Source organism: Variovorax sp. CCNWLW186, from assembly GCF_037203865.1.
Lineage (GTDB): Bacteria > Pseudomonadota > Gammaproteobacteria > Burkholderiales > Burkholderiaceae_C > Variovorax.
In genome coordinates this window covers 1-21277 of sequence record NZ_JBBCBO010000019.1, presented here as the reverse complement: position 1 = coordinate 21277, position 21277 = coordinate 1, and the positions used below count along the sequence as shown (strand labels likewise).

17 protein-coding genes are annotated in these 21277 nt (G+C 66.6%); 13 read left to right on the top strand and 4 right to left on the bottom strand.

Going from position 1 to position 21277, the window contains the following annotated elements:
• Window positions 1-1200, top strand: coding sequence for an ATP-binding protein (locus V9K97_RS20350; RefSeq protein WP_337320241.1), 1200 nt, complete (start codon window positions 1-3; stop codon window positions 1198-1200).
• A 71-nt stretch (window positions 1201-1271) separates the two neighbouring features.
• Window positions 1272-2528, top strand: a complete 1257-nt coding sequence (locus tag V9K97_RS20345) for an O-antigen ligase family protein (protein ID WP_337320240.1) — start codon at window positions 1272-1274, stop codon at window positions 2526-2528.
• 40 nt (window positions 2529-2568) lie between these two features.
• Here V9K97_RS20345 and V9K97_RS20340 read toward each other — a convergent pair whose 3' ends face one another.
• Window positions 2569-2778 carry a zinc-finger domain-containing protein gene (locus tag V9K97_RS20340; RefSeq protein WP_126747864.1) on the bottom strand — a complete coding sequence of 70 codons (210 nt, stop codon included), beginning with the start codon at window positions 2776-2778 and terminating at the stop codon, window positions 2569-2571.
• Between the two features lie 5 nt (window positions 2779-2783).
• Window positions 2784-3734 carry a branched-chain amino acid transaminase gene (locus V9K97_RS20335; protein ID WP_337320238.1) on the bottom strand — a complete coding sequence of 317 codons (951 nt, stop codon included), beginning with the start codon at window positions 3732-3734 and terminating at the stop codon, window positions 2784-2786.
• Window positions 3735-3867: 133 nt separating this feature from the next.
• Here V9K97_RS20335 and V9K97_RS20330 point away from each other — a divergent pair, with 133 nt between their 5' ends.
• A complete protein-coding gene (locus tag V9K97_RS20330; RefSeq protein WP_337320236.1) occupies window positions 3868-4866 on the top strand; it encodes a recombination-associated protein RdgC in 999 nt (332 codons plus the stop codon).
• 22 nt (window positions 4867-4888) lie between these two features.
• Here the strand turns inward: V9K97_RS20330 and V9K97_RS20325 are convergent, their stop codons facing one another.
• Window positions 4889-5332, bottom strand: coding sequence for a glycerate kinase (locus tag V9K97_RS20325; protein WP_337296615.1), 444 nt, complete (start codon window positions 5330-5332; stop codon window positions 4889-4891).
• Window positions 5333-5549: 217 nt separating this feature from the next.
• On the opposite strand from V9K97_RS20325, the gene V9K97_RS20320 reads away from it, so the two are divergent.
• A complete protein-coding gene (locus tag V9K97_RS20320) occupies window positions 5550-6005 on the top strand; it encodes a hypothetical protein (protein WP_157611410.1) in 456 nt (151 codons plus the stop codon).
• A 53-nt stretch (window positions 6006-6058) separates the two neighbouring features.
• On the opposite strand, the gene radA is transcribed toward V9K97_RS20320, so the two are convergent.
• On the bottom strand, window positions 6059-7450 hold the full coding sequence (gene radA, locus V9K97_RS20315; RefSeq protein WP_337320235.1) for a DNA repair protein RadA: 1392 nt from the start codon (window positions 7448-7450) through the stop codon (window positions 6059-6061).
• A 244-nt stretch (window positions 7451-7694) separates the two neighbouring features.
• Between radA and V9K97_RS20310 the strand changes: the two genes are divergently transcribed.
• The 9 genes from V9K97_RS20310 to hpaE all read left to right on the top strand — a co-directional run bounded on the left by V9K97_RS20310 (window position 7695) and on the right by hpaE (window position 21178).
• Window positions 7695-10079: a type VI secretion system Vgr family protein gene (locus tag V9K97_RS20310; RefSeq protein ID WP_337320233.1), complete on the top strand. Its 2385-nt coding sequence runs from the start codon at window positions 7695-7697 to the stop codon at window positions 10077-10079.
• Between the two features lie 7 nt (window positions 10080-10086).
• Window positions 10087-11670: a hypothetical protein gene (locus V9K97_RS20305; protein ID WP_337320232.1), complete on the top strand. Its 1584-nt coding sequence runs from the start codon at window positions 10087-10089 to the stop codon at window positions 11668-11670.
• A 49-nt stretch (window positions 11671-11719) separates the two neighbouring features.
• A complete protein-coding gene (locus V9K97_RS20300; RefSeq protein WP_337320230.1) occupies window positions 11720-16066 on the top strand; it encodes an RHS repeat-associated core domain-containing protein in 4347 nt (1448 codons plus the stop codon).
• A gap of 45 nt (window positions 16067-16111) precedes the next feature.
• Window positions 16112-16645: a hypothetical protein gene (locus V9K97_RS20295; RefSeq protein ID WP_337320229.1), complete on the top strand. Its 534-nt coding sequence runs from the start codon at window positions 16112-16114 to the stop codon at window positions 16643-16645.
• Window positions 16646-16796: 151 nt separating this feature from the next.
• Window positions 16797-17231 (top strand): homoprotocatechuate degradation operon regulator HpaR, encoded by a 435-nt coding sequence (gene hpaR / locus V9K97_RS20290; RefSeq protein WP_258503442.1) that lies wholly within the window; start codon window positions 16797-16799, stop codon window positions 17229-17231.
• Window positions 17228-17863 (top strand): fumarylacetoacetate hydrolase family protein, encoded by a 636-nt coding sequence (locus tag V9K97_RS20285; protein ID WP_337320227.1) that lies wholly within the window; start codon window positions 17228-17230, stop codon window positions 17861-17863. Before hpaR ends, V9K97_RS20285 begins: the two co-directional genes overlap by 4 nt.
• Complete coding sequence (locus tag V9K97_RS20280; RefSeq protein ID WP_337320225.1) at window positions 17860-18633, top strand: fumarylacetoacetate hydrolase family protein; 774 nt, start codon at window positions 17860-17862, stop codon at window positions 18631-18633. Before V9K97_RS20285 ends, V9K97_RS20280 begins: the two co-directional genes overlap by 4 nt.
• Before the next feature lie 77 nt (window positions 18634-18710).
• On the top strand, window positions 18711-19694 hold the full coding sequence (locus V9K97_RS20275) for a Bug family tripartite tricarboxylate transporter substrate binding protein (RefSeq protein WP_337296622.1): 984 nt from the start codon (window positions 18711-18713) through the stop codon (window positions 19692-19694).
• 20 nt (window positions 19695-19714) lie between these two features.
• On the top strand, window positions 19715-21178 hold the full coding sequence (gene hpaE / locus V9K97_RS20270; protein ID WP_337320224.1) for a 5-carboxymethyl-2-hydroxymuconate semialdehyde dehydrogenase: 1464 nt from the start codon (window positions 19715-19717) through the stop codon (window positions 21176-21178).
• Window positions 21179-21277 lie beyond the last annotated feature (99 nt).

The window sequence follows — 21277 nt, the reverse complement described above, 5'->3', positions numbered from 1 at the left end:
ATGCTGCGCAGCCTGTACTCCCGGCACCTCTACGTCCGCATCTGGCTCGCGGTGGTGGGCGGCGTCGTCATCCTCACGCTGATGGCCAATTGGATCGTGCGCGAAGCCGCGGAGGCCGAGCGCGAGCGCCTCGCCCCGGTGCCGCGCAACGTGGTGGTGCTCGATGCGCAAGACCGCACCATCGGCAGCGGCAAGGCCCTGCGCGTGCCGGGCCAGGGGCTGGAGTTCGATGTGACGCTGAGCGACGGCAAGGCCATCACGCTGCGCGTGGCGCCGCGCGACCGGCCCACCGGCACCGGCGGGTTCGCGCCCTGGCGCACGCCTTTCGGCTTGGGCTGGATGATTGCGCTCGTGGGCATTGCCGTGGCGCTGGGCGTGTACCCCATCGTGCGGCGCCTTACCCAGCGGCTGGAGACGCTGCAGCGCGGTGTGCAGCGCTGGGGCGAAGGCGACCTTTCGGTGCGCGTGATCGAAGAAGGGCAGGACGAAGTGGCTGATCTCTCCAAACGTTTCAACGCATCGGCCGAACGCATCGAAAAACTGGTGCGCTCGCACAAATCGCTGCTGGCCAATGCATCGCACGAGCTGCGCTCGCCGCTCACCCGCATCCGCATGGGGCTGGAACTGATGGGCGACCGCCCGAGCCCCGCGGCGCGCGACGAAATCTCGCGCAACATCGGCGAGCTCGACCAGCTCATCGACGAGATCCTGCTGGCCAGCCGGCTCGATGCGAGCGAGGCCGACATGGGCACCATCGAGGCGGTCGACCTGACCGGGCTCGCGGCCGAGGAGTGCTCGCAGGTGAATGCCGAACTCGACCTGGTCGAAGGCACCGACAACGCCAGGCTCACCGTGCCCGGCGTGTCGCGCCTGCTGCGCCGTGCGATCCGCAACCTGCTCGAGAACGCCCGCCGCTATGGCAACGGCGACATCAGGGTGGAGCTCGGCAGCGCCAACGGCTTTGCGACGGTGCGCGTTACCGACCGCGGCCCCGGCGTGCCACCTGCCCTGCGCGAACGCATCTTCGAGCCCTTCTACCGGCTGCCCGGCGCCAGCGAGCGCAACGGCGGCGTCGGCCTGGGGCTGGCGCTGGTGAAGTCGATTGCCGAGCGGCATGGCGGCAGCGTGCGCTGCGAAGAGGGGCCCGAAGGCGGCGCGAGCTTCGTGATCCGCCTGCCGACGGGCGCACCCGCACATTGAATCCGCCTTCCGGCGGCGGGCCGGGGCCAGTCAGGTGGGGGCCGCCCGGCCCCACCTAAAATCCCGCCCCTATGCAGAGATCGCACATCGTCAGGCCCGCGGCCGCGTTCTGGGGGCTGGTGGTGTTCCTGCCCGTCGGCGTCACCTACCTTTCGGCCTTGCTGCTGCTCGCCACCATGCTGGTGGCCGGCAGCTACCGCGAGCGCTATGAGCGGCTGCGCGCCAACCCGCTGTGGTGGCCGCTGGTGGCGTACCTGGGGTGGACTTTCATCGTGCTGGCCATCGGGCCGCACTACCCCGAAACGGGCTCCAACCTCTTCCACGGCCTGCGCATCGGCATCACCATCTTGATGGCCATGGCGCTCACGCGCGAAGAAGCGATGTGGGCGCTGCGCGGCTTCCTGCTGATCGCGGCGCTGAACGTCGTGCTGATCGTCGCGTTCTACGCCACGGGCTTTCCGATCTGGTCGCCGCTGCGCGCGGTGGTCATGGAGGTGGGCAACAAGTCGATCAGCAACGCGCTGCTGTTCAGCGTGGTGGCGTCCACGGCCGCGGTCTGGGGCATTGCGCAGATCGCCGCGCACAAGCCGCTGCGCGCCGTTCCCGCCTTTGTGCTGGTGCTCGGCCTGGGCCTGGTGGTGGCGCTGCCGCTCACCTCCCGCACCTCGGTGCTCGCGCTGATGCTGGTGATTCCGGTGGTGTGCATCCACCAATGGCGCAGCCACCTGAAGATGCTGGTGAGCTCGCTGGTGCTGGGCGCAGTGGTGCTGGCCGCCGCGCTCTACCAGTTGCCGCAGCTGCAGCACAAGGTCGAGACCGGCATCGAGGAAATCGAAAAGGCGCAGGCCGGCGCGGTCTTCAAGGGCAGCTGGGTCATCCGCTACTACATGTACCGCGACACCGGCCTCATGATTGCCGACCGGCCGCTCACCGGATGGGGCATCGGCGGCTGGACCAGCCAGTGGCACAAGCGCGGACCGGCGATGTTTGCGGATTCGAACATGCCGCACAACGACTTCCTGTGGGTCGGCGCGCAGGGCGGCCTGCCGGCCTTGCTGAGCCTGCTGGTGATCATGGTCGGCGCTGTCTGGCAGGCATGGAAACGGCCCGACATTGCGGGCCGCTACGCGTTGGCGGCCACGCTGATCGCATTGATCGCATCGAGCGTGAATTCGGCCGTGCGCGATGCGCAGATCGGCCTGGCGCTGCTGTGGATTGCGATGGTGTACCTGCGGCTTGCGCAAGAACCCCGGAGCGTCCAGCCCTGGAACGACTTGTTGCCGGGAAGCCGCATGGCAGCTGTGCCCGAGGCTCCCGCTTCCAGCTAGATCGCCATCGGATAGCTACCCGACAGCGGCCGGCCCCCCCTCAGTGCCGCGACGACACCGTCTCGCCCGCCTTCAGGCGGTAGACGGTGCCGCAGTACGGGCACTTGGCCTCGCCGGTCCGCGCCACGTCGAGGTACACCTTGGGATGGGTGTTCCAGAGCTTCATGTCGGCCTTGGGGCTGGGGCAGAACACGCCGCCCTGGTGGTTGAGCTCCTTGGCCAGGAGTTCGACGACTGCGTTGGTAGACATGTTTCTCAGACCTTCGTGAGCCAGTGGGCGTACTTGGAGTTCTTGCCGTTCACGATGTCGAAGAAGGCCGTCTGGATCTTCTCGGTGATCGGGCCGCGCGAGCCGCCGTCGCCGCGGTTGCCGATTTCCACGCGGTCGAGCTCGCGGATGGGCGTCACTTCGGCCGCGGTGCCGGTGAAGAAGGCTTCGTCGGCAATGTAGACCTCGTCGCGCGTGATGCGCTTTTGCACCAGCTCGAGCCCCAGGTCCTTGCACACGTGCAGGATGGTGTTGCGGGTGATGCCGTTCAGCGCGCCGGCCGACAGGTCGGGCGTGTAGACCACGCCGCCCTTCACCACGAAGATGTTCTCGCCCGCGCCTTCGGAGACAAAGCCGCTCGCGTCGAGCAGCAGCGCCTCGTCGTAGCCGTCGTCCAGCGCTTCCATGTTGGCGAGGATGGAGTTGGTGTAGTTGCTCACCGTCTTGGCCTGCGTCATCGTGATGTTGACGTGGTGGCGGGTGTAGCTCGAGGTCTTCACGCGAATGCCGCGCTTCATGCCCTCTTCGCCCAGGTAGGCGCCCCAGGACCAGGCCGCGACCATGGCGTGCACCTTGTTGCCCTTGGGGCTGACGCCGAGCTTTTCGGAGCCGATCCAGATCAGCGGGCGCAGGTAGCAGCTTTCGAGCTTGTTCTCGCGCACGACCTGCTTCTGGGCCTCATTGAGCTGCTCTTGCGAGAAGGGGATCTTCATGCGCAGGATCTTGGCGCTGTTGAACAGGCGCTCAGTGTGCTCGGCCAGGCGGAAGATGGCCGTGCCTTCGGCCGTCTTGTAGGCGCGCACGCCCTCGAAGGCGCCGCAGCCGTAGTGCAGCGTGTGGCTCAGCACGTGGATCTTGGCGTCGCGCCAGTCCACGAGTTCGCCGTCCATCCAGATCTTGCCGTCACGGTCGTCCAGCGAGGGGGGGATCGAGCTCATTTCCTGATTCCTTTGGGGGGCAGCTGTGTGGGGAGCGACCCGGGAGTCGCAAAAGCTTTCGATTTTACGGCGCCCGGCGGAACGGGGTGCCCGACAATGGCGGGTTGTCCAAACCAGTGGAAAAAGGGTTTCCGTGTCCGTATTCAAGAACGTCATCGTCTATCGCATCGAACCTGCCTGGTCCCAAACACTGACCGAGATCGAAGAAGGCCTCGGCAAGCAGCGCTTCGAACCCTGCGGCCCTTCGCAGGAAAAATCTGCCGGCTGGGTGGAGCCCCGCGGCGAAGCCAACGGCCCGCTGGTCGAATCCATCGGCGGCCAGTGGCTGGTCGAGTACATGATCGAGAGCAAGCAGGTGCCCGGCTCCGTGGTGCGCCGCAAGCTCGACGAGCGCTGCGCGCAAATCGAAGCCACCACCGGCCGCAAGCCCGGCAAGAAGGAAAAGAAAGAGCTCAAGGAAGACATCACCCTCGAGCTGCTGCCCATGGCCTTCACGCGCAGCGCGCGCGTGGCCGTGTGGATCGATCAGGCCGAGCGCCGCCTCGTGATCAACAGCGCCAATGCCGCCCGCGCGGATGAAGTGGTGACCAGCCTCGTGAAGTCGCTCGACGGCTTTGCGGTGGCCCTCATTAACACGCAGGTGGAACCCGCCGCCGCCATGGCCAACTGGCTGCTCACGCAGGAGCCGCCGGCCGGCTTCACCATCGACCGCGAATGCGAGCTCAAGGCTTCGGACGATTCCAAGGCCGTGGTGCGCTACGCCAAGCATCCGCTGGACATCGAGGAAGTGCAAAAGCACATCACCGACGGCAAGCGCCCCACGCGCCTGGCGCTCACCTGGGACGACCGCGTGTCCTTCGAGCTGACGCACGGCATGCTGATCCGCAAGATCGTGTTCCTCGAAGGCACGGGCGACGGTGCCTCGGGCGGCAAGAAGGAAGACAACTTCGATGCCGACGTGGCCATTGCCACCGGCGAGCTCGGCCAGCTGGTGCCGGCGCTGCTCGATGCATTGGGCGGCGAAGCGGCCTTCAGCGGCGCGCCGACCGATGTAGCCCCCAAGGCTGCTGCGGAAGCGACCACGACCACCACCCCGGCGGATGCCGAGGTCGAGGAAGACGCGCCCTTCTGACCCGACGGCGCCGCGCGGCGGCTCAGCCCGCCGTGTTTTCTTCGGAAGGCGGAGCGGCGTCGGGCTCCGCTTCAGGGCGTGTCAGCGTCCAGCTTTGCAGCTTGCCGCCGTTGAACACGGCGTCGACGTACGAGCCGCCCGTATCGGTCCACCGATAAAGCTCGGGCTGCTCGTCCTGCGGCGAGCGCAGTTCGCCAAGCGCGCGCGTCATCGCAATCACGTGCATCAGCGTCACGCCCTTCTTGAGCTTGGCGTTGAGCATCACCGAGCTTGCGACATAGCCTACCGGGCGATCGGCCGCGCGCTTGAGCACCTGCATGGCGCGGGTGAAGTGCATCAGCAGGAACATCACGATCACGCCGCCCGCCAGGGCGACGCCGCCCCATCCGCCGCTGCGCCAAGCCAGCCCTAGAAGGACGATGGCGCCCACGGGCACCAGCAATTTCTGGAAATTCATGGCGCGCATTGTCGCCGCGCGGCGGCCTGAGCCCCGCGGGCGTCATTCGAAAGTACGCATATGAATCGGGGGCGATTTCTTGCCGCCGCGGCAAGGCCGGCGGCAGTAGCGGCCGTGGCTACCGCCGGGCGCGCGGCGCGGTACTCGCCCTGAAAAGCACATGGCGCGGGGGCGCCGGGCGGCACATTTCATTTCACGGGCATCAGCCCGGGCCACTGAAAAGCGTATGAGCATTCCCCGATCCGTCACATTCGTTCGTCTCAGCCTTTGCGCCGCACTCACGGCCACCGCACTCAGCGGCTGCTACGTGGTGCCGCTCGGACAACCCGCTCCCGCGGCGCCGCCTTCGCAGGCCTATGCCGTGGCACCGGGCCCGGTGGCGCAAAGCTTCAGTGCGCGGTTGTATCCGTCGAACGCCGAAGCGGCGCGCTACGGAACCATTGCAGGCACGGTGACCAACGACATGAACGGACGCGGACGCTTCAATACGGTGATCGGCAATGAGCAGTTTCAGGGAGAGGCGACCCGGGTTGCGGGCTCGCGAGGTGCCGGCCTGGCGAACGCCAGCGGCAATCGCGGCGGCAACCTGAGTTGCCAGTACACGATGAACTCGGCCACGTTGGGCAGCGGCCAATGCGTGCTCAACGGCGGACCGGCGTTCACGATGCACATCGGGGGGTAGGGAGGGTGGCCCGGCGCGCCTGTGGTGCGCCGGGCATTTTTTTCCTCCGGTGATCAGTCGAGGCGGCGGACCACGTCCATCGCCTCTTCGATGCGTTCGACGGCGTGAATGGTCAGGCCTTCGATCTCCTTCGTACCCTTGCGCGGCGCATTGGCCTTGGGCACCACGGCCACGCTGAAGCCCAGCTTGGCGGCTTCGCGCAGGCGCTCCTGCCCACGCGGCGCGGGGCGCACTTCGCCGGCCAGCCCCACTTCGCCGAACGCGATGAACCCCTTGGGCAGCGGCTTGCCGCGCAGGCTCGAAGTAATGGCAAGCATCACGGCCAGGTCGGCCGCCGGTTCGCTGATGCGCACGCCGCCCACTGCGTTGACGAACACATCCTGGTCCATGCAGGCCACGCCGGCATGGCGGTGCAGCACGGCAAGCAGCATCGCGAGCCGGTCGCGGTCCAGGCCCACCGAAAGGCGGCGCGGGCTCGGCCCGCCGTTGTCGACCAGCGCCTGAATCTCGACCAGCATCGGCCGTGTGCCTTCAAGCGTGACCAGCACCACGCTGCCGGGCACCGGCTCGGCATGCTGGCTCAGGAAGATCGCGCTCGGGTTGGCCACGCCCTTGAGGCCGCGCTCGGTCATGGCGAACACGCCGATTTCGTTCACCGCGCCAAAGCGGTTCTTGATGGCCCGCACGAGACGAAAGCTCGAATGCGTGTCTCCCTCGAAGTACAGCACCGTGTCGACCATGTGCTCGAGCACGCGCGGGCCCGCGAGCGCGCCCTCCTTGGTGACGTGGCCCACCAGCACCACCGCCGTGCCGCTGGTCTTGGCGAAGCGCGTGAGGTGGGCCGCGCATTCGCGCACCTGCGCCACCGAGCCGGGGGCAGAGGTGAGCTGGTCGGAATACACCGTCTGGATCGAATCGATCACCGCAATGGCGGGCCGGTTGGCGTCGAGCGTGGCGATGATTTTTTCGAGCTGGATTTCGGCCAGCACCTGCACCTGCGAATGATCGAGCCCGAGCCGCTTGGAGCGCAGCGCCACCTGCGAGCCGCTTTCCTCGCCGGTAACGTAGAGCGCGTTCTGCCCGGCGCGCTGCAGCGCATCGACGGCCTGCAGCAGCAGCGTCGATTTGCCGATGCCCGGGTCACCGCCGATGAGCGTGACACCGCCCGAGACGATGCCGCCGCCCAGTACGCGGTCGAGCTCGTCGAGCCCCGTGGGCGTGCGCGCAACGTCGGTTGCTTCTATTTCAGAGAGGGTTGCGAGTTCGGACACGCCCGCGAGCGCGGCGTATTGCGTGCCGAAGCGGTTGTTGGCCGGGCCGCTGTTGCTGCCCGCTACTTGCTCGATGAGTGTGTTCCAGGCGCCGCAGCTCGGGCATTTGCCGAGCCACTTGGGGCTGGTGCCGCCGCATTCGCTGCAGACGAAGAGAGATTTTTCCTTGGCCATGCCGAAGTGTAGGGAGGCACGGCATGCGCAATGTCCGCCAGCCAGGGGAAATGTCATAAAAATGACTGCCTTGCGAAACCGGGAGAGGCCGCGATAGCATCTGCGAGCACCCGCCCATTCGGCGCAATGCTCGAAAACGCCGGTCCGCTTCGCGTTGCCGGGACTTTCGAAATGCGCTCGGAACAAGAGCGGGGCTTCGGTCCTTGGCGCATCCGCCCGGGCCCATTCAGGGAGTCTCAACGTCATGTCCGTCTTCAATCGCGGGCGCAAGCTCGCCGCGACGTCCAATGCCATGCCCACGTTCGCAGGCATGGATGCACTCGAGCCGATGCGGGTGGAGGGAGAAGAAGCCCTCAGCCGCCCCTACAGCTACACCATCACGCTGATCACGCCGGAGTCCGCGGACATCGATGCCCGCTCGGCAGCGAACGTCAAGCTCAAGCCACTGATCGGCGAGGAGTTCAGCGTTCACATCCTGCTCGACGGCCGCGTCGGCGGGGCTGGCCAGGAGCGCCACATCTCCGGCCTGGTGACACGCGCCCGATTTCTGCGCCTGGAGGGCAAGCGCGCCCTCTACGAAGTCGTCATCGAGCCCTGGCTGGGCTTGGCGCAGCGAACGCGGGACTTCAAGATCTTCCAGAACAACAGCGTGCTCGACACCGTCAACGAAGTGCTCGGCGCGTACGGCTTTCCGCTTTCGGTGCGGACCACGGGCAGCTATCCCGCGCGCGAATTCGTGGTCCAGTACGGCGAGACCGACTACGACTTCGTCAGCCGCCTGCTGCACGAGTGGGGGCTGTACTACTACTTCGAGCACGGCCAGGGCAGCCACACGATGGTGATCGTCGATGACATGCAGTCGCACCGGCCTTTTCCCGCGGGCGGCTACCAGCGGATTCCCTTCAGTGCCATGGAGGCATCGTCCAACGAGGAGCACTGCCACCGCTTCCGGCTGGCCGAAGGCCTGCAAAGCGGCAGGTGGGTCACGGGCGACTTCGACTTCACACGGCCGAAGGCGAACCTCATGCAGACCCGCGCCATGCCGCGGCGCACGCAGCACAGCACGCGGGAGGTGTTCGCGTGGCCCGGCAACTATGTCGTGGAATCCGAAGGCGAGCAGCTCGCGCGTGCACGAATGGAAGAAGCCGGCGCGCCTGGGCAGGTGGCCAGCGGCGCGGGCAACCTGCGGGGCGTTGCGACCGGCCATCGCTTCACGCTGGTCGATCATCCGCAGGACAGCGCGAACGCCGACTACCTCGTCACGGCGGCGCGCCTGTTCCTGCAGGAGGCGGGCGACACGACGGGGCAGGAGGAGTTCCAGTGCAACGTCGAGTTCGAAGTCATCCCCGCGAGCAACATCTTCCGCCCGAACCCCGACTCGGCCAAACCCCGGACGGCCGGGCCGCAGACGGCGGTGGTCACAGGCCCCGCGGGCCGTGAGATATGGACCGACCAGTACGGGCGCGTAAAGCTCAGCTTCCACTGGAACCGCTACTGCACCAAGGACGAAAACAGTTCGTGCTGGGTCCGGGTGTCCTCGCCATGGGCGGGCACCAACTTCGGCGGCATGCAGATTCCGCGCATCGGCCAGGAAGTGGTGGTCGACTTCGAATACGGCGACCCGGACCGGCCGATCATTACCGGCCGCGTGTACAACGCGGACAACATGCCTCCGTGGGAATTGCCGGGCAATGCCACGCAAAGCGGCCTGCTGTCCCGCAGTTCCGAAGGCGGCACCAGCGAGAACGCGAACGCCCTTCGCTTCGAGGACAAGAAAGGCGAAGAGCAGCTTTGGCTGCATGCGGAAAAAGACCAGCTGATCGAAGTCGAGAACGACGAAGTGCACACGGTGGGCCGCGACCGCACAAAGACCGTCGACCACGACGAAACCAATCACATCAAGAACAACCGCACGGAAACGGTAGATCGCGACGAGACGATCACGATTCACGGCAAGCGCACAGAGACGGTGGACGGCAACGAGACGGTCACCGTCAAGTCGGACCGCAGCCACTCGATCACCGGCACCGAGACCCTCACGGTCACGGGTGACCAAACGCACACCGCCAAGGCCAACCGCACCGCCAGCGTCACGGGCAACCAGAGCACGTCGGTCATGGGCACCGATTCGCTGACGGTGACGAAGGCCCGCACCGTCACGGCGCAAGACACCGACACATGGAGCGTCACGCTCGGGCAGACCACCACCATCGGGCAGGCCTACACGGTTTCCGCCAAGTCGCACAGCGGAACGTACAACGACGCGATGACGCTGAACGTGCCGGCGGGGCCGGCCTCGGCCACCTCGCAAGGCGACTTTTCCGTGACCAGCTCGGCTGCCAACATTTATGGAACGGCCGCGCTGAACGTGGGGCTGTTCGCGCAGGGCGGGGACTTTTCCGCCGTGGCGTCGGACAACGTCGGAGTAAGCGCCGAGGGCGGCACGCTGGACACTTTCTCCTCCGGCGCCATGACGCATGCGAGCCCGACCAGCGTGGTGCTCAACGTCGAAGGCACCACGGTGGAGGTCACGCCGGGGCGCATTGTGCTGCGCGCCGGCAGCGCGACCCTCATGCTCGACGACGCCGGCGTCACGGTCAACGGCACCAAGATCTTCCTGAACTGCTGAGGCCGCCGTGTCGACACGCAACCCCGTCGAGAAGCGAATGGCCCAGCTGCACGACCTGTGGTGGGAGCGCACCGATGACCCCGCCCTGCGCGCCATCGTGCTGCGCGTGCCGCCCGACTCGCAACGCATGCTGGAGGCCTTCTTCACGCTCCAGATGCTCGACAGCGAATACAGCACGCCCGATCTGTTTTTGCGGCTGGACACGGCCTTCGAGACCGGCTTTCGCTACAGCCGCGAGCTGCGGCAGCAGCTGGTCGACACCTACCGGCACAACCGCCCGCAACTCGTGAAACAGGGCGTCGCAGCAACCTGGGACGAAGAATCCAGGCCCGGCTGGGACAGCGCCGCCGGCTTCATGGAAACCGGCCGTTCGCTCGCACGGCATCTGCGCTGCCAGCGCATGTCGGTCGTGCTGCAGCCCGGCAGCGTGAGCAGCGCCGAATGCTTCGAGCGCTGGTTCGATGCGGCGATGCAGACGCCCATGCCGCAGCAGGAGGCCGGCCTGCTGCGGCTGGTTCTGGTGGACGACAGCGACACGCGCGCATGGCAGCCGCTGGTGGAGCGGCATGCCGGCGCAATGCGAGTGGTCGATGCGCCGCTGGACATCCTCGACGCCGCGCGCGAGATCGCCGCCCAGAGCGGCGGCGGGGGCAGCGGCGTGGCTCTTTTTCGGCAGCTCTATGCCGACATGCTGTCGCTGCTGCGCCAGGGCGACGCGGCCGGGGTGGAAGCCGCGGGCGAGCGCGCCCTGCGGCTGGCCACCCGCAACGGCTGGGCCGACCAGCGCGCGGTGGTCGACATGATGGTGGGCGGCGCCCGGCTGCAGGCGCGCGACTTCGGCGCCTCGATCACGCGCTACCGACGGGCCCGCGATGCGGCGGCAGAGGCAGCGCAAGCCGGCAACCCGATGGGTGCCACGCTGTTCATGCAGGGCTGGATGGCCGAAGGCGGCGCCTGTGCGGCGGCGGGCGACATGAAGCAGGCCGCCCTTGCCTTCGAGCATGCCGCCGAAGCGGCCCGCCGCGTGCCGCACAGCATGTTCGCCGTCGAAGGGCATCGCGCCGCTGCCCAGGCCTGGCGCAGCGCCGGCGAGCGCGACAAGGCATGGGCTGCGGCACTGGCCGGCGTCCGCGAGGCGCGCATCATGGCCGATGCCGACCGCCCCCAGAGCACCGTGCCGCAGCTGCTGCACGACATGCTCGTCATGCAGGACCCCAAGCGCTGCGAGCACATCGCGCGCTGCGCCACCGGCTACGAGCGCGATGCGCGCGCGGCCCTGGTCGAAGCGGACCTGGCGGGACATCGGCTGAGCGACCGGCCGCCGCGGCCTGCGATCGAGGCCATCGAGGTGCGGCTCGCGCAGCGCTACGAGCAGGCGTTCCAGACCCAACTGCGCGAGCGCGAAAAGTGGGTGCAGAGCAGCGAGGACGTATTCCGCACGGTCATCGCCCTGGGACGCCAATGGCTGGACCCTGCCTGGAGCGGACTGCCGCACGTGAGCCATCCGCTGGACCAGGGAATCGACGAATGGCGGGAGCCGCCCGAGTTCGCCCGCTTGCCAGATCCGCAGCCCTTCGTCCAGGCAGCCTGAGCCGCGCCGGCCCGCCACACGCCACACGCCAGACAGAGAGAGAAGCACCTTGTTCTTCGCGGCCAAGCACTTCGACCCCCAGCTGGGTATCGACGCCCACACCTACCTGGCACCGCCCGGCGTGTGGCCCACGCTGCACATCGGCATCGTGATGGACCCGTTCGATTACCTGCCGACCATCCAGGTTTCGCCGGACAACCCGATCGTGAAAGGCATGGCCGCCGTGGACGGCGCCATGCAGGCCGGTCTGGACGCCATCGGCCAGGGCACTGCGGCCCCCGCGGTCCCGCCGCCTCCGGGCGCACCGGCCGGCGGCGGCGAGATGCCCGCGAGCATTCCCTTGCCGCTCGGCGCCACCGTCGAGGTGGCAGGCGTGCGCCGCGCCAACGCCGGCACAGGCGGTGTGGACTTTCACATCCTCATCGGTGCGCCCATGCCGGTAATCAAGGCGCCCGGCGGCCCGCAGTTCGACGACGAACTCTTCATGGGTAGCCGCACCGTGCTGACTGACGGCGAGCCTTTTTCGCGCATCAGCATGCCGGTGCTGGCCTGCAACATCGTGGGCATGGTGCCGCCGTTCCGCAAGAAGAAGGCGGTCAAGCCCCTGCGGCTGAGCCTGATGCTGCCGACCACCTTCAACATCGCCATTCCGCCGCAGGTGTTCGTGGGCGGTCCGCCCACCATTTCGTGGGGCGCAATGATCCAGCGCGGGCTCTTCAAGGCCCTGGGCCGCGCCTACACGCGCATTGCGCGGCGCGTGTTCAAGAACATGCCGCCGGGTTTTCTCAAGTGCCAGGTGCTGCGCGCCGAACCGGTGGACATCCGCGACGGCAGCGTCTCGGTGACGCACGAGGACTTTCACGTTCCGGGGCGGCTGCCGCTGAGCTGGATACGCGTCTACGCGTCGCGCGACCACGCCCTTCCCGGCCATTGCGGCCACGGCTGGCAAACCCCGGCGGATGTGCGCCTGGCAATCGAAGCCGACGGACTGATCAGCCTGCAGGGGCCGGAGGAATTCGCGCTGTTCCCTGCGTTGCCCCAGGCGGAGGGACAGCAGGTGCTCGACGTGGTCGACGGCGCGCGACTGATGCGCCAGGGCAGCGAACTGGTGGTGCGATTCAAGAGCGGCCTGCGCTATCACTTCGAGGATGCGCTGTCGACCAAGGGAGAGCTTCTGGCCGCGACCCTGCCGATCACGCGCATCGAGGATGCCTGCGGCAACCACTGGCGCTTCGCGCGCCAGGGCGGCGATCTGGTGCGTATCGCCGAGAGCGGCGTTGACGGCCTCCCGGGCCGCAGCATCGAGGTGCGATCGCGCGGGGGGTACATCGAGTCCATGGCGCTGCGCGACCCCGCCACCGGACAGGACCATCCGCTGGTGCGCTACCGCCACCTCGATGGAGACTTGCTGGCGGCCATCGATGCGCTGGGCGCGGCGCGCGAGTTTGCCTACCTGCAGCACCGCATGGCGCGCCACACGGATCGCACGGACCTGTCGTTTCACTACGCGTACGACGAGCAGTGGCGCGTGGTGCACGCGTGGGGCGACGGCGGGCTGCACGACTACCGGTTCGCCTACAACGCCGTGCTGCGCCAGACCGAAGTCACCAACTCGCTGGGGCACATCACCGTCGTCAAGTTCGACGAGGCCGGGCTGCCGCTGGCCGAGATCGACCCGCTCGACGGGGTGACCACCTTTGAATACGACGACGTGGGACGCACCGTGGCCGTGACCACCCCCGGGGGTCTGCGCACGGGGTTCACCTACGATGCGCGGGGCAATCTGCTGGGCGTGCGGCGGCCGGACGGCAGCACCATCGGCAATGAGTACGACGACGAGGACCGGGTTCTCACCGTGATCGATCCGCTGGGCCATCGCTGGGCCCAGGTCTACGACGCCCGCGGCCTCCCGGTCAGCCAATGCGACCCGCGGGGCGCCATCACGCGTTTCGCGCACGATGCGCGCGGGCAGTTGATACGGCACGTTGATGCCCGTGGCGCGGTTACCCACCTTCGGTACGACCGGCATGGCCAACTGTGCGTGCTGACCGATCCGCTGGGCCATGAAAGCCGCTTCGGCTACGACGTGCTTGGGCGATTGGCGACGCAAACCGATACATTGGGCCGAACCACCCGCTATCACTACGATGCCAAGGGCCGGCTGCTGCGCATTGCGCAGCCCGGCGGCGGCCAGCAGATCGACTGCACCTACGACGCCGAGGACCAGCTGGTTGCCTATATCGACGAAGGCGGCGCCCGCACACGGCTGCAGTACGTGGGCACCGGCCGAGTGGGCCGGCGCATCCAACCCGACGGGCAGACGGTGCATTTCCACTACGACACCGAGGAATGGCTGATCGGCCTGACCAACCAGCGCGGCGAGCGGTACACGCTGCGCCGCGACCCGCTGGGCCGCGTTGTCGAAGAAATGGACTATTGGGGCCAGTCGCGCCACTACGAATACGACACGGCGGGGCGCCTGACGGCCACCATCGACCCACTGGGCCAACGCATTGCCTTCGCTTGCGATCCGATGGGTCGCATCACGCGGAAGACTTTCGCCGACCCGCTGCGACCGGAGCGGCAGGTTCAGGAACACTTTTCCTACGACCGGTGCGGGCAACTGGTGGAGATGCGCAACGACGCTGCGCACGTCAAACGCCGTTTCGACCCTGCGGGCCATCTGCTGGAAGAACTGCAGGGCGGTTTCCGGGTGACGAGCCAGTACGACGAAGCAGGCAACCGCATCTTGCGCGAGACGAGCGCGGGCCATCGCGTGGCTTGCGCCTTCGACCTGTGCAATCGGGTAGAGACCATCACTATCGACGACCAGTCACCCATCGCGATAACCCGTGATGCGCTGGGCCGCACCACCCGCGAGCGCCTGGGCATGCAACTGGAGCGCCGCTTCGACTACGACGCACGCGACCTGCTGACCGCCCAGCGTCTGCTCAAGGAGGCGGCGCCGGTTTTCGACACCAGCTACGAGTACGACCGCGCGGGCCATCTCGTGCACCGGACCGATAGCCAGCAAGGTGTAGACGACTATCGCTACGACCCTCTCGGACAACTCCTGGAGCACACCAATCCCAAAGGCCGCGTCGAGCGGTTCCTGCACGACCCGGCCGGCGATCGCCTGCAGACGCGCATCCGGCAAACGCCGCATAAGAAGGTGGCAAGTGGCGAGGATAGCTCCCAGCCAGCGTTCTGGACGCGGGAGGGCAGCTATGGGGGGCTTCACTATGTGTTCGACCGCGCCGGAGACCTTGTGCAGACGCGCACTGCCGAGCAGCCGGCCGGGAGCGGGCTGGATCTCCTGTGGGATGCGAACCACCGATTGGCCGAAAGCCGCAGGGGCACGCAAGCCACCCGCTATGGCTATGACCCGGCGGGACGGCGCGTCTTCAAGCGCAGCCCGACGCACACCACCTGGTTCTTCTGGGATGGAAACGCATTGCTCGGCGAACTGGTCGAAAGCCACGAAGCCGCAAGGACGCCAGTGACCGCACAGCCAGCGTCCGCGTTGCGCCTGGTCGCGAGCGTCCGACGGCCGCAGGGCGGACAAAACGCGAGCGCGAGGTATCGGCACGCGCGCGAGTACGTCTGCTATCCCTACACCTTCGTGCCCCTGGCTCTCATGGAGCGCGACGGCGACGACACCAGGACACTGTATTACCACGTCGATCCCAACGGCTGCCCGACGCGCATCACGACCAAGGAGGGACACACGGCTTGGTCAGCGAGCTACGAAGCGGGAGGTGCGATTGCGGCGCTGCACCAGGAAGAGATCTCGAACCCGCTGCGCTACCAGGGCCAGTACTTCGACGCGGAAACGGGGCTGCATTACAACCGGTACCGTTATTTCGATCCGAACTGCGGCCAGTTCGTTTCGCAAGATCCACTGCGACTACGCGCCGGGGAGAACCTGACGCGCTACGCCGAGAACCCCATCCTCGGCATCGACCCCCTGGGCCTTCAGCACAGCCCGAGGCTTCCATTCTGGGAGATCGGCGAGCGAGGTCCCCACGAACATGAGATCCTCGAACGCGTCAAGGGTAATGACGGCAAGTTCGACCACTACGAAAACCCGGGGCATCACGACCCGAAGTGGAATGCACCGGGACGAGGGAACGTTCGCTACAACCCGGGAAAGAGCGTGCTCCCCGACAACCACCGGGAGCTGTTCAGAAGCAGCCAGTCCTATCCCGGCGACCGCAGCGTCCGATTTGCGCGGGACAGTGCCGGCAATATCCACCAGTTCCAGGATTCCGGACACCGGGTCTATCACTGGGCCGGATCGGAAAATGGCATCACGCTCAAGGGAGTGAGGGGCGGCCTCACCTTGAATGCCGACCAGCGCAGGTTTGCCAACTCGGTGCCGCAGTGCCGTGGGTAGCGCCAGCCAGGTGCCAAGAACCACCTTCGTGGAGAATCATCACCGATGCTCAATCACATCTTCGGCAGCAAAGACATCCTTCAATTCGAGGTGGGCGCGAAAGACCCGGAAAGCGCCTCGATGCGCCGTGTGGACATCCACGCGCTGAACCTGCATTTGACCGAGAACGACAACGATGTCTATGTGCCGAACTTCCTCTTCCGGCTGGACAAGGCCTTGGCGAGCTTCAGGAAGAAGACCAGGTTCGAGCAGAGGCCGGACGTCTTCGGCGAACTCGGCCCCAAGGACATCCATCTCATCTTCACGGATGGCTCGGAAAAGTATCCCGACACTCTGAAATTCTCGAGCTTGTATGCCTTCCTGCAATTTGGCGACGTCACGCTGAATGTCGCAAGCTACCTGATTCCCACCCAAGGCGGTCTCTACCTGACCTGCGAAATCCGCGGGCCTCAGGAGGACACCACCGGCAGGGATATCCGAGTCTCGGAAGTGCATGCCGAGACGCTGAGCCAGACCATGGCGGACACGCTGGAGCTTGTCGCCCGGGAGTACGGCGGCGAGAAGTCCTTCCTTTCCTGAGGCCGCCCCCCGGCTCCTGCCAATCCGCCTGGCTCCGATTCGCTGGGCGCCGTCACCCTCTTCTCACCTGACACGGGTTTTCCCGATTGCATCCCGGCCCCGTCACGCCCGATCATTTAACATGTTAACTAATTTGCCGAACTAGAAAAACGTGGCCAGCACCTTCACCCACCGCAACCTCCCGCGCCTGCTGCTGCAGGCCCGTGAAGCCGTCATGGCTCACACGCGGCCCAGCCTGCGCGAGCACGCGCTGTCCGACCAGCAGTGGCGCGTGCTGCGCGTGCTGGGCGAGCACGGGGCGGTGGAAACCGGCCGCGTGGCGCGCGAGGCGTTCATTCTTGGTCCGAGCCTCACCGGTGTGCTCGCGCGCATGGAGCGCGACAACCTGATCGCCCGAAGCCGCGATCCCGAAGACCAGCGCCGCACCGTCGTCGAAGCCACTGCGCATGGAATGAAGCTGGTGAAAAAGCTGTCCTCGAGCATCGAGGCGCACTACCAGTGGCTGGAGCAGTCGCTGGGCAAGACCAAGCTGACGCAGCTGTATGGGCTGCTCGACGAACTGATCGCGCTGGAGCAGCCCGAATGACCCCTTCTCCTTTCCTGCCCACCGGCACGGTGTACGGCACGCTGCTGAACTTTCGCGCGGAAGTGGAAGCGCTTGCGCCGCAGATGACGCAGCCGCCCTACAAGGCACCGCCGAAAGCGCCGGTGCTCTATGTGAAGACCGCCAACACCTGGAGTCCGCATGGCAGCGCGATCACCGTGCCTGCATCCGTGCCCGAAGTGGAGATCGGCGCGAGCATCGGCATGGTGATCGGCGCCGAGAGCGACATCGAAGGCTTTGTGCTGATGAACGATCTGTCGATCCCGCATGCGAGCTTCTTTCGCCCACCGGTGAAGTTCAAGTGCATCGACGGATTCCTGGGCATCGGCCCGGCGCTGCGCGATGCGCAGGAAGTGGCCGACCCGGCAAACTTTCGCGTCGAGGTGCGCATCAACGGGGCGCTCAAGCAGTCGATCGATTTCTCGCAGCTCGTGCGGCCGGCGCAGCAACTGCTTGCCGATGTGGGCGAATTCATGACGCTCGCGCACGGCGATGTGCTGCTGCTGGGTTGCGACGCCGGCCGGCCGCTGGCGCGCGCGGGCGACCGCATCGAGATTTCCTCGCCTGGCTTCGAGACATTGATCAACACGCTGGTGCAGGAGACCACCGCATGAAGCACGCACGCGTCATCTTCGAAGGCCGCGAGCACACCGGTGTCGCCCACGAATTCGGCGGCCAGTCCGACGCGGCCGTGCGCCTGGACGACGGCCGCATCGTGCCGCAAGAGCGGCTCACCTGGCTGCCGCCGCTCGCACCCACGGCGCGGCCCCGCACCATCCTCGCGCTGGGCCTCAACTACGCCGATCACGCGAAGGAGCTCGAGTTCAAGGCGCCCGAGGAACCGCTGGTGTTCGTCAAGGGACAGAGCACGCTCATCGGCCACCGCCAGCACACGCACCGCCCGAGCGGCGTGCAGTTCATGCACTACGAATGCGAGCTCGCCATCGTGGTCGGCAAGACCGCGAAGAACGTGAAGCGCGATGACGCCTACGACTTCATCGGCGGCTACACCGTGGCCAACGACTACGCGATTCGCGACTATCTTGAGAACTGGTATCGCCCCAACCTGCGCGTGAAGAACCGCGACACCTGCACGCCGCTGGGCCCGTGGTTCGTCGATGCGGCCGATGTGCCGGACCCGATGGCGCTTGCCCTCAAGACGACGGTCAACGGTACGGTCACGCAGCAGGGCAGCACGCGCGACATGATCTTCGATGCGCCGTTCCTCATCGAATATTTCAGCAGGTTCATGACGCTCTCGCCAGGCGACCTGATCCTCACCGGCACGCCGGACGGGGTGGTCGACTGCAAGCCGGGCGACGTGGTGGTGACCGAAATCGAGCGCATTGGCGCGCTGGTCAACACCATTTCCGGCGATACCTAGTGACCTAGCCACCTAACGCCGCACCCGCCGCGCCGCCTGCTTCGCCCCAAATACCAACTACAGAAGAGACAAACCACATGACGATCAGGAACAAGCTCGGGCTCGCAGCAGCCCTGGTGGCTTTCGCCGCCGCCACCATCGCACCTCATGCGCAGGCGCAGCCCTTCCCCGCCAAGCCCGTGCGCTGGGTGGTGGGCTACCCCGCGGGCGGCGGCACCGACTTTCTCGCGCGCACCGCCGGCGCGCAACTCTCGCAGCAGCTGGGGCAGCCGGTGCTGGTAGACAACCGCCCTGGCGCGGGCGCCATCATCGCGTCGGAGAACGTGGCGCGCTCGCCGGCCGACGGCTACACCGTGTTTTCGGCCGACAACGGCGTGCTGGTGTACAACCCCGCGCTCTACAAGAAGCTGCCCTACGACGCGGAGAAAGACTTCGCAATGGTGGGCATGATGGGCCGCTCGACGCTGGTCATCACGGCCGCGCCCAATGCCGGCCTGGCCGATGCCAAGGCGCTGATCGCCGCACTGAAGGCATCGCCGGGCAAATACAGCATTGCCACGCCGGGCACCGGCAGCCCCCACCATCTGGCGCTGGAACTCTTTCAGCGCGAAGCCGGCGTTTCGATGCTGCACGTGCCCTACAAGGGCGGCGCACCCGCCCTGCAAGACCTGATGGGCGGTCAGGTGCCGCTGATGATGCTCGACCTGCCCAGCGGCGTGAGCGCGGTCAAGGCCGGCAAGGTGGTGCCGCTCATCACGATGGGTGCCGAACGCATTCCGCAGCTGCCCAATGTGCCGACCGCCAAAGAGCTGGGCTACGCCGGCGTCGAGGCCTACACCTGGCAGGGCCTCGTGGTGCCCGCCGCCACGCCGAAGGACGCGCAAGCCCGCCTCGGCGCCGACCTGCAAAAGACCATGGCCGACGCCGGCGTGCGCCAGAAGCTCTTCGATGCCGGCTGGGAAGCACGCCCCGTCGACGGCGCCGAGATGGCGCGCTTCGTCGACGCCGAGCGCAAGAAATGGCACGCCTTGATCAAGGCGCGCGATATCAAACTCGACTGACCGACCCTCGCAGGGAACCCATGCAACAGATCCATCACCTCATCGGCGGCAAGAGCGTTGCCGGCACCGACTACTTCGAAACCGTCAATCCCGCCACGCAAGAGGTGCTGGCCGAGGTTGCGTCGGGCGGCGAAGCCGAAGTGAATGCGGCCGTGGCCGCGGCCAAGGAAGCGTTACCCAGGTGGGCCGGGCTGCCCGCGACCGAGCGCGCGAAGCTGGTGCGCAAGCTCGGCGATTTGATTGCCAGGCACGTGCCCGAGATCGCACAGACCGAGACCAACGACTGCGGCCAGGTCATCTCGCAAACCGGCAAGCAGCTCATTCCGCGTGCGGCCGACAACTTCTACTACTTTGCCGAGATGTGCACGCGCGTCGACGGCCACACCTACCCCACGCCCACGCACCTGAACTACACGCTGTTCCATCCCGTGGGCGTGTGCGCGCTCATCAGCCCGTGGAACGTGCCCTTCATGACGGCCACATGGAAAGTCGCGCCCTGCCTCGCCTTCGGCAATACCGCGGTGCTGAAGATGAGCGAGCTCTCGCCGCTCACGGCTGCGCGGCTGGGCGAGCTCGCGCTCGAAGCGGGCATTCCGGCGGGCGTGCTGAACCTGGTGCACGGCTACGGCAAGGAAGCGGGCGAGCCGCTGGTGGCGCACCCCGATGTGCGCGCAATCTCGTTCACCGGCTCCACTGCCACCGGCAACCGCATCGTGAAGAGCGCGGGCCTGAAGAAATTCAGCATGGAGCTGGGCGGCAAGAGCCCGTTCGTGATCTTCGACGACGCCGATCTCGACCGTGCGCTGGACGCAGCGGTGTTCATGATCTTCAGCAACAACGGCGAGCGCTGCACGGCCGGCTCGCGCATCCTGGTGCAGCAGTCGATCTATGCGGACTTTGCAGCGAAGTTTGCCGAACGCGCGAAGCGCATCACCGTGGGCGACCCGCTCGACGAGAAGACCATCGTCGGCCCGATGATTTCACAAGGCCACCTGGCAAAGGTGCGCAGCTACATCGAGCTCGGCCCGAAGGAAGGCGCGACGCTCTTGTGCGGCGGGCTCGAGGTTCCGGGCAACCTTCCCGACCGCGTGAAGAAGGGCAACTATGTGATGCCCACGGTCTTCGCCGACGTCGACAACCGCATGCGGATTGCGCAAGAAGAAATCTTCGGCCCGGTCGCCTGCCTGATTCCGTTCAAGGACGAGGCCGATGCGATCCGCCTGGCCAACGACATCCAGTACGGTCTCTCGAGCTACGTATGGACCGAGAACATCGGCCGTGCGCACCGCGTGGCGGCTGCGGTGGAGGCTGGCATGTGCTTCGTCAACAGCCAGAACGTACGAGACCTTCGACAACCCTTTGGCGGCACCAAGGCCTCTGGGACGGGGCGCGAAGGCGGTACGTGGAGCTATGAAGTGTTCTGCGAACCGAAGAATGTTGCGGTGTCGATGGGGTCGCACCATATTCCGCATTGGGGGGTGTGAGATGCAATCGGAATACCGTCCTGGGTGCGCACCCGCCGACGGGGTACCTTTCTCCGCGAATGTCCCCCGGCCTGCGGCCTCCTCCTTTATTTCGCTGCG

Bases quoted from the DNA above. Each gene is read 5' to 3' on its own strand.
- V9K97_RS20280 (WP_337320225.1), top strand. From the start codon at position 17,860: ATGAAGCACGCACGCGTCATCTTCGAAGGCCGCGAGCACACCGGTGTC.
- V9K97_RS20350 (WP_337320241.1), top strand. From the start codon at position 1: ATGCTGCGCAGCCTGTACTCCCGGCACCTCTACGTCCGCATCTGGCTC.
- radA (WP_337320235.1), bottom strand. From the start codon at position 7,450: ATGGCCAAGGAAAAATCTCTCTTCGTCTGCAGCGAATGCGGCGGCACC.
- V9K97_RS20335 (WP_337320238.1), bottom strand. From the start codon at position 3,734: ATGAGCTCGATCCCCCCCTCGCTGGACGACCGTGACGGCAAGATCTGG.
- V9K97_RS20340 (WP_126747864.1), bottom strand. From the start codon at position 2,778: ATGTCTACCAACGCAGTCGTCGAACTCCTGGCCAAGGAGCTCAACCAC.
- V9K97_RS20325 (WP_337296615.1), bottom strand. From the start codon at position 5,332: ATGCGCGCCATGAATTTCCAGAAATTGCTGGTGCCCGTGGGCGCCATC.
- V9K97_RS20295 (WP_337320229.1), top strand. From the start codon at position 16,112: ATGCTCAATCACATCTTCGGCAGCAAAGACATCCTTCAATTCGAGGTG.
- V9K97_RS20275 (WP_337296622.1), top strand. From the start codon at position 18,711: ATGACGATCAGGAACAAGCTCGGGCTCGCAGCAGCCCTGGTGGCTTTC.
- V9K97_RS20310 (WP_337320233.1), top strand. From the start codon at position 7,695: ATGTCCGTCTTCAATCGCGGGCGCAAGCTCGCCGCGACGTCCAATGCC.
- hpaE (WP_337320224.1), top strand. From the start codon at position 19,715: ATGCAACAGATCCATCACCTCATCGGCGGCAAGAGCGTTGCCGGCACC.
- V9K97_RS20345 (WP_337320240.1), top strand. From the start codon at position 1,272: ATGCAGAGATCGCACATCGTCAGGCCCGCGGCCGCGTTCTGGGGGCTG.
- V9K97_RS20320 (WP_157611410.1), top strand. From the start codon at position 5,550: ATGAGCATTCCCCGATCCGTCACATTCGTTCGTCTCAGCCTTTGCGCC.
- V9K97_RS20285 (WP_337320227.1), top strand. From the start codon at position 17,228: ATGACCCCTTCTCCTTTCCTGCCCACCGGCACGGTGTACGGCACGCTG.